Here is an 8,009-nt window from a genome sequence, read left to right as displayed (position 1 = left end):
CGACGTCCCTCCCGGCCCCGACCGGCGCTTAGCCCCTCCCGGCCCGCGGGACACGCGGTCCACAAGCGCCGGACGGGCTGCGAATGCAGCCCGTCCGGCGCTTGAGGACAGCCCCTCAGACCCGCCGGAAGTTGAGCGTCTCGCCCGTGGCGCCCGCGCGCCAGAGGTCCTGGCAGGCTTCCGCCATCTCGTCGAGGCCCTCGACGATCGAGCCCCAGACGATCCCGGGGATCCACCCCGTGTCGCCGTTGACCAGCAGGTTGTTGCGCTCGTAGAACAGCGCGAGGTCGACGACGGTACGGCGGCCCCGGTGCGCGGCCTGCTCCTCGTACCCGTACGACGTGGTGCCGAGCACCGTGTCCGAGAAGGTGAAGTAGCACAGATCACCCGGAATGGGGGTGACCGTCGGGTTCTCCAGCGGGGGCTCCTCGGCGGCGAAGCCGGGCATCAGCGCGTAGATCTCGTTGCGGGCGTACTTCGCGTGGTACACGTCACCGCCCAGCGGCAGCGCCTCCCATACCGCGGCGCAGGTGATCGGGGCCAGGTCATCGAGGAGCTTGGCGGTGCAGCGGACGCCGCGCTTGTCCAGGGACACTTCGATGAAGCGGTCGCTCATAAGTCTTCGCGCCCTTCCGGTCAGTTCGTACAGCCTGTGTCCGGCCATGAATACCCGCACCCGCCGCACGAATGCGGGGCCGAAGGGCCCCGTCTCTCCTAAGTGACGAGTGCACAACGATAGGCATATCGGTCCGAAAATAATCCGCATACCCTCGGTCGTTTCGGGTAGCCGCGCGCCTATGGCTCCACTAAAGGGGAACAACACAAGCACGGGAAGAGGGCTCCGACGGCGTTCGCTGCTCGCGGGTGCCGCGGCACTCGGTGTCGCGGGCGCTGTCGGGGCCACCAGCGGATGCAGCCGCGTGGCCACCGCCGACACCGGGGACGGGGGGACCCTCCTCGATCAGTTGCGCGCCAAGGGGACGGTGCGCCTGGGGCTGGCCGGCGAGCAGCCGTACAGCTACATCGGCAAGGACGGTGAGATGACGGGCTCCGCCCCGGCCATCGCCTCGCGCATCTTCAGGGAGCTGGGTGTGGACAACGTCCAGCCCTTCGCCACGGAGTTCGGTTCACTGATCACCGGACTGAACTCGCTCCAATTCGATGTGGTCGCCGCCGGGATGTACATCAACCCGGAGCGCTGCGAACAGGTCATCTTCGCCGACCCCGAATACCAGATGCTCGACGCGTTCATCGTGCCGAAGGGGAATCCGAAGAATCTCCACACGTACAAGGACATAGCCGACGCCGGCGCCAAGATGGCGACGGGCGTGGGCTACGCGGAGATCGCCTACGCGGAGGAGGCCGGGGTCAAGAGCATCACGACCCTGCCCGACCAGCTGGCCGGACTGCTCGCCGTCGAACAGGGCCGCGTCGATGTCTTCGCCGGTACGGCCGTCACGGTCTTCAACGTCATCAAGGAGACGGACAGCACCAAGGCCGAGGCGACCAAGGAGGTCACACCGATCGTCGACGGCAAGCCCGTCATCGACGTCGGCGGCTTCGCCTTCCGCTCGCCGGAGACGAACCTGCGCGACTCCTTCAACCGCGAGCTGCACAAGCTCAAGAAGAGCGGTGAGCTGCTGGAGATCATGCGGCCCTTCGGTTTCACGAAGGACCAGATGACGACCATCACGGCGAAGGAGAAGTGCGCGCCATGAGTGAGATCACCTGGGGCCTGTGGAAACTTCTCCTTGAAGGCGTCTGGATCACCGTCCAGCTGACGATCTTCAGCTCCGCGCTGGCCGCCGTGGTCGCGCTGGTCGTCGGACTCGCCCGCGCCCACCGTCTGTGGATCGTGCGGTTCATATCCGGGGCCTACTTCGAGATCTTCCGCGGCACGTCCGCGCTGATCCTGATGTTCTGGATCTTCTTCGTACTCCCGCTGGGCTTCGGCTGGCAGCTCGTCCCCATGTGGGCGGCGACGCTGGCGCTGGGGCTCACGTACGGGGCGTACGGCTCCGAGGTCGTCCGCGGCGCGGTGCAGGCCGTGGCTCCGGCTCAGCGCGAGGCGGGGATCGCACTGAGCTTCACGCCCGCCCAGCAGCTGCGGAAGATCATCCTGCCGCAGGCCTGGCCGGAGATGATCCCGCCGTTCAACAACCTGCTGATCGAGCTGCTCAAGGGCACGGCACTGGTCTCCATCATGGGCGTTGCCGACATCGCCTTCGGTGCGTCGCTGGTGCGTAACGCGACGGGGCAGAGCGCGCCCGTCTACACGGTCATCCTGCTGATGTACTTCGTGCTCGCCTTCGTGCTCACGCGCGGCATGCGCGTCCTGGAACGCCAGGCGAAGGCCGGAATCGGTCAGCGCCCCGAGAAGACGCGGGGCGTCGCGCGCAAGCTCGATGTCTCCCGCCGGAACGCCGTTTCGGCGAGCACGGGAGGTGAGAGCTGATGGAGTGGAACTGGTCCGCGGTCGGCGACTTCATGCCGATGTTCTGGGACGGCCTGCTCGTCACGCTCCAGGCGCTGGTCCTGGGCGCGCTGCTCGCCTTCGCCCTCGGTCTCGTCTGGGCGATGGCCCAGCGCTCCAGCCTGGCGGTGGTGCGGTGGCCGGTGAACATCCTCACCGAGTTCGTCCGCAACACCCCGCTGCTCGTGCAGCTGTTCTTCCTCTACTACGTGCTCCCCGAGTGGGGTGTCACGCTCAGCGCCATGGTGACCGGTGTCGTCGGCCTGGGTCTGCACTACTCGACGTACACCGCCGAGGTCTACCGGGCCGGCATCGACGGCGTCCCGGCCGGCCAGTGGGAGGCGGCCAAGGCGCTCAGCCTGCCGCGGTCCCGCACCTGGGGTGCGGTGATCCTCCCGCAGGCGATCCGCCGCGTCGTGCCCGCACTGGGCAACTACGTCATCGCGATGCTGAAGGACACTCCGATGATCTTCGTCATCGGAGTGATGGAAATGCTCGGCCAGGCACGGCAGTTCGCCTCCGAGACCTTCCTGACCGTCGAGGTCTTCACCGTCGTGGGTGTGGCCTTCATCGTCATCTCCTATCCGGCATCCCTTCTCATGCGAGCATTGGAGCGTCGCCTTGTCCGCTGACAGCACTCCCCTCAACACCTCCAAGGAAACGGCCAATCCCGCCGCCGACGGCAGCGAGCTGATCCGCTTCGACAAGGTCACCAAGCGCTTCGGGTCCAACACGGTCCTGGACTCACTGGACTTCACGGTCAACTCCGGCAAACACGTGACGCTGATCGGTGCCTCGGGATCGGGCAAGACGACGATCCTCAGACTTCTGATGACGCTGATCAAACCGGAGGAGGGCACCATCAAGGTGGCCGGTGAGTACCTCACGCACCAGGAGAAGGACGGCAAACTCGTCCCCGCCGGCGAGAGCCATGTCCGTGAGGTGCGCAAGAACATAGGCATGGTGTTCCAGCAGTTCAATCTCTTCCCCAACATGAAGGTGCTGCGGAACGTCACCGAGGCCCCGGTGCATGTGCTCGGCCTGTCCAAGGACGAGGCCGACGAGCGGGCGCGCGGCCTGCTCGACCTGGTGGGTCTCGGGGACCGCTGCGACGCGTACCCGAGCCAGCTCTCGGGCGGGCAGCAGCAGCGGGTGGCCATCGCGCGGGCGCTCGCGATGCGGCCGCAGGTCCTGCTTCTGGACGAGGTCACCTCCGCGCTCGACCCGGAGCTGGTCGCGGGCGTCCTCGATGTGCTGAGGGACATCGCCCACACGACGGACATCACGATGCTGTGCGTGACGCACGAGATGAACTTCGCGCGCGACATATCCGACGACGTACTGATGTTCGACGCGGGCCGGGTCATCGAGTCCGGACCGCCGGAGAAGATCTTCAGCGACCCGGAGCACGAGCGCACGCGGGAGTTCCTGAGCGCGGTGCTGTAGGCGTACGCCCGGCGCATTGCAGGGGCGCCCGCCTCGCTGTATTCGGGGGAACCCGGTCCGACAGAGCGGACCGGGTTCCCCCGTTTCTCCGGCCGGTTCTCTGTGAGAGTCATTGACCCTGGCATATGCCAGAGCGATACGCCCCAGATGAGGCCACTGTGACGGGCGTCATTCTGCTCAACAGCCGCTCCGGAAAAGGCCCTTGGCGGCTATCGTGGTAGGGAAGCTTGCGGTCACAACCTGGTAGGGGGAAACCGTGGCGCTGAAGCCGGAGCCGACCGCGCCGTTCCACTCGGTGCAATACGTCCTGCGTGTCCTCGAGACGGTTTCCAAGTACACCGGCGGTGTCACCGACGTCCAGATCGCCCGCGAGACGGGCCTGCCGACCGGCCATCTCGCCCCGATGCTGGCGATGTTGCGGCGCGAGGGCTATGTGGAGCAGGTCTCGGACGGCGCGTACGTCATAGGTGACTCGCTGGTCCTGCTCGGCACCGGCACCACGCGCGAGGAGGCCCTGGAGGCCAAGCTCCAGGACACGCTCACGGAGCTGCGCGACTCGGTCGGGGCGGCGGTCTACATCAGCCGGTACATCGACGGTGAGGTCAAGATCACGCAGTACGCCGACGGGCCGGACGCGCCCGCGGTCAACGAGTGGGTGGACTTCCGCTCGGCCGCGCACGCGAGCGCCGTCGGCAAGTGCCTGCTCACCCAGCTCGACCAGAACAGCCGCCGGGACCATCTCTCCCGGCACAAGATCGCGCGCCTGACCTCACGGACCATCACCAGCGAACGGGTGCTGTTCTCCAAGCTGGACAGCCAGCCGGCCACGGTCCCGATACTGGACCTCCAGGAGTACGCGGTGGGCACGGTCTGCGCGGCGGTGCCGCTGACGGCGGGTTCGGCGGTGGGCTGCCTGGCCCTGTCGATGCCGATCGAGCACGCGCACCGGCTCCGCTCGGCGGCGGAGACGCTCAACCGGGGCGCCGGGCCGATGGCGCTCTCGCTGGCCTTCTGACCAGGCACTCCGGCCGGCCGGCCCCGCGCGTGCGGGCCCGGAAAGCCCAGGACCGGGCCGTGGTGAGCGGGTTGCGGCACACACCCCGCGCGGACGGCCCGGCCCGGTCAGCGATGAATCAGACCCTCGCCGGTCACATGCTGATGGAACTTGATCGGACTGATCAGAACTTGACGTCCGAGCAGGCGTAGAACGCGTTGGTGGTGTCCGCGACGTTCCAGACCGCCAGGACGATGTGCTTGCCCGTCTTCTGGGTCGGCATGCTGCCCTGGTGGACGAGCGTGGCCGGCGGCTGCTGGTTGCCGTACGGCACGGTCATGAACGGCTGCGGATCGAGGTCCGCGCGGGTGAGCGGCTTGGTCGGGTCCCAGCCGTTCTTGGTGATGTAGTAGCGGAAGTCGGACGTGGAGTGCCGGGCGGTGAACTGCCAGCGGAAGCTGTAGCCCTGACCGGCCGTCACGTTGGTGGCGGGCCAGTTGCCGCCACGCGGGTCGTCGAGCTGCGCGAACTGGCCGTTGCCGCCCGAGCAGATCTTTCCGTCGGCGGGACCCGCGGCCGGGAAGCCCTTGGGCCCCTCGACACTCTGCGGCTCCCACTGGATGTTTCCGCATCCGGTGACGGTGCCGTTCTGACACAGCTTCTGACGGCTGATCGGTGAGTCGGTGTAGCCGTGGCTGCTCGCGCTGCCGGTGGCGAGCAGGGACACGCCCGCCACCGCGAGACCGAGTACCGCGGCGCTGATTCTCTTCTTTCGCATGCTCTCGCTCCTGGGGACCGTGGGGAGTACGTGCGGTGACTCCTGACTGCGCAATCAGGTCTAGACCAAGTGACACAGTATTGACGGACGTTGATCGTGTCCATAACAACGACCAAGAAAGGTCCAGACCAATCAACGGTGCTTGAACATCGGTCAGCTCCCTTCGTTCAGACCGTGTCTGCCGGTGTAGAACGCGACGGTCAGGTCCTTCACCAGCACCTTGCGCTCGTAGTCGTCCAGCTCCACGAGCCCCCGCGACGTCAGCCGGTGCACGGTGTCGTCCACCGCGTCGACCACCGACGTCAGCACGGTGTCCCGGTGCCTGGCGTCGATCGCCGCGATCCGGCTGCGCTGCATCGCCGCCGAGATCTCCGGCGCGTACTCGATCCGGGTCGGCTGCGCGGAGAAGACGTCGAGCCCGACGGGCCGGCACTCGGCCGACAGCATCCGGGTCAGCGCCTCACCGACGGCCTCGGCGTTACGCAGCGTCGGCGCGGTCTCGTGGAAGGCGTCGGCGGGCAGTTGGGAGAGCACGCGCGCCATCGCCGCCTCGACCTGCTCGCGCAGGTACTCCTCGTGGTCGCGCACCCCGAGCGCCGCCCGGACGGTGTCCCTGACCCGCCAGACCACCAGGACGACGACCCGCAGCGCCGTACCGTTCGCGTCGACCGCGGACATCGGCTCGCTGCGCCAGTGCCGCAGCCGTACGTCCACCCGCCGGCGCAGCAGGAGCGGACTCACCCAGAGAAGTCCCGTACGGCGCACGCTCCCCCGGTACTCGCCGAAGAGCGTCAGCACCCAGGCGTGACCGACCCGGCCGCGGCCGAGCCCGCCGAAGGCGAAGAGCGTGAGGGTCACGGCGACGGTGAGCAGCGCCCACATCCCGATGCCGATGCCGTGGTAGTGATTCGAGTCCAGCCCGAACATCTCCGTCAGCGCCTCCGGCACGGCCCCGACCCACCAGAGCACCGTCAGACAGCCGATCAGCCCGGCGACACCGACGAGCGCCGCCGCCCAGCCGGGCAGGGTGGGGCCGGGCCGCTCGACGAGCTTGGCGTCCACGGGCACCGCGGGCCGCGAGACCGAGCTGGGGGCAAGCGCCGGCGATACGACCGGAGTGGGGGCGACGGGCCCGCGCCGGGTCCCGGGGCGCCCGGCGGCCGGGTCGGCCGACTCCTGGTCGCGGAAGAGGAGATGGACGGGGATCTCGTGGGTGGCCTCGCCGACGATGAGCGGGCTCCACCGGTGGCTGTCGAAGGTGAGGGCGGCGCGCGCGGGTACGGCGGAGCCGGAACCGGCCCGCACGGAGACGTTCCACACGGGGGCGGGGATCCCACTCGACGAGCTCGACGCGCTCGGCCCGGCGGAGTCCGCCGGTTCGGCGGGGGCGGTCACGCCCGCGTCGTGCGACGCGTGGTCGTTCTCGGCCGGTGCTGCCGGCGCGTCCGTCCCCGCGTCCGGGGTTGACGGGCCGTCACCGTCCGCGGGCGCGGCGATGTCGAGTGCCTCACCGCCGTCCTGCGCCGCGCCCTCCGCCGCACCCTCCGGACCGTCCTTCGTCGGCATCGCCCACGACTCGCCCCGCGAGTGCGGCACATCGGCGGCCTCGGGCTCCACGACCGGCTCGGGCCCGGCGTACCCGGTGGGCGCCGGAGCTACGGCCCCGTACTCCGGCTCCGCACCGGCGGTGTACAGCGAGGCACCCGCCTCCACCGACGCGGACTCCAGCTCCCGCTCCGGGCGGGCCTCCTGCCCGGCGTACGCGGCCGGGGCCGTGAACAGCGAGGCGCCCGCCTCCACCGGCAGTTCCACCGACACGAACTCCGGCTCGGTCCGCGGCTCCTCCCCGGTCACCGTCCCGCCGTAGCAAGCCTCCGGCCCGGCCCCGAGGCCGGGCTCCGGCTCCTCGGGCCGCTTCGCGAACATGTCCGCACGTCCCGGCGGCTCCCCCTCGTGCGGTGGTCCGGGCTCGGACAGCGGCCCCGTCAGAAGGCGTACGTTCTGGTGCCAGCCCGCCTCGTTCCAGCCGGTCGCCCCGGCTTCCCGGGGCTCCGCCCGTACTTCGGGACCGGGGGCCGCGACGGGCTCCGCCGACTCCACCGGCTCCGTCGACTCCATCGGCTCGGTGGGTTCCATCGGCTCGGTCGGCTCCGTCGGTTCACGCGCCTCGCGTGGTTCCACCGGCTCCACAGGCGGTTCCGCCGGCTCCACCGGCCCTCGTGCCGTCAGCGCGTTGCGTGCCGCCGCCCGGAGCGCCGGAGCGCCCCGCAGCATCTGCCCGTCGCCGTTGGGTTGCGATGTCTGAGTGGTCATCCTTG

The 8,009-nt window shown here is 69.1% G+C and carries 8 protein-coding genes; 5 read left to right on the top strand and 3 right to left on the bottom strand.

Annotated features, from left to right (window positions below):
* Positions 1 to 115 precede the first annotated feature (115 nt).
* A complete protein-coding gene (locus tag ACFWHU_RS37040) occupies positions 116 to 616 on the bottom strand; it encodes a DUF3830 family protein (RefSeq protein ID WP_387230573.1) in 501 nt (166 codons plus the stop codon).
* 181 nt (positions 617 to 797) lie between these two features.
* On the opposite strand from ACFWHU_RS37040, the gene ehuB reads away from it, so the two are divergent.
* The 5 genes from ehuB to ACFWHU_RS37015 all read left to right on the top strand — a co-directional run bounded on the left by ehuB (position 798) and on the right by ACFWHU_RS37015 (position 4,934).
* Positions 798 to 1,718 (top strand): ectoine/hydroxyectoine ABC transporter substrate-binding protein EhuB, encoded by a 921-nt coding sequence (gene ehuB / locus ACFWHU_RS37035; RefSeq protein WP_385803381.1) that lies wholly within the window; start codon positions 798 to 800, stop codon positions 1,716 to 1,718.
* Positions 1,715 to 2,455, top strand: a complete 741-nt coding sequence (gene ehuC / locus ACFWHU_RS37030; RefSeq protein WP_385803379.1) for an ectoine/hydroxyectoine ABC transporter permease subunit EhuC — start codon at positions 1,715 to 1,717, stop codon at positions 2,453 to 2,455. Before ehuB ends, ehuC begins: the two co-directional genes overlap by 4 nt.
* Positions 2,455 to 3,105 (top strand): ectoine/hydroxyectoine ABC transporter permease subunit EhuD, encoded by a 651-nt coding sequence (ehuD, locus tag ACFWHU_RS37025; protein WP_385803378.1) that lies wholly within the window; start codon positions 2,455 to 2,457, stop codon positions 3,103 to 3,105. Before ehuC ends, ehuD begins: the two co-directional genes overlap by 1 nt.
* On the top strand, positions 3,095 to 3,919 hold the full coding sequence (ehuA, locus tag ACFWHU_RS37020) for an ectoine/hydroxyectoine ABC transporter ATP-binding protein EhuA (protein ID WP_078077195.1): 825 nt from the start codon (positions 3,095 to 3,097) through the stop codon (positions 3,917 to 3,919). The genes ehuD and ehuA overlap by 11 nt, the downstream gene beginning before the upstream one ends.
* 256 nt (positions 3,920 to 4,175) lie before the next feature.
* On the top strand, positions 4,176 to 4,934 hold the full coding sequence (locus tag ACFWHU_RS37015; protein WP_387230569.1) for an IclR family transcriptional regulator: 759 nt from the start codon (positions 4,176 to 4,178) through the stop codon (positions 4,932 to 4,934).
* 163 nt (positions 4,935 to 5,097) lie between these two features.
* Here ACFWHU_RS37015 and ACFWHU_RS37010 read toward each other — a convergent pair whose 3' ends face one another.
* Positions 5,098 to 5,691, bottom strand: a complete 594-nt coding sequence (locus ACFWHU_RS37010) for a lytic polysaccharide monooxygenase (RefSeq protein ID WP_147875442.1) — start codon at positions 5,689 to 5,691, stop codon at positions 5,098 to 5,100.
* 153 nt (positions 5,692 to 5,844) lie between these two features.
* Entirely contained in the window at positions 5,845 to 8,004 is a 2,160-nt protein-coding gene (locus ACFWHU_RS37005; protein WP_387230567.1) for an SPFH domain-containing protein, read from the bottom strand.
* Positions 8,005 to 8,009: the final 5 nt, after the last annotated feature.

The organism is Streptomyces sp. NPDC060366 (genome assembly GCF_042725135.1).
In the GTDB taxonomy this organism is placed as follows: domain Bacteria; phylum Actinomycetota; class Actinomycetes; order Streptomycetales; family Streptomycetaceae; genus Streptomyces.
This window is presented reverse-complemented; position numbering and strand designations above follow the sequence as displayed.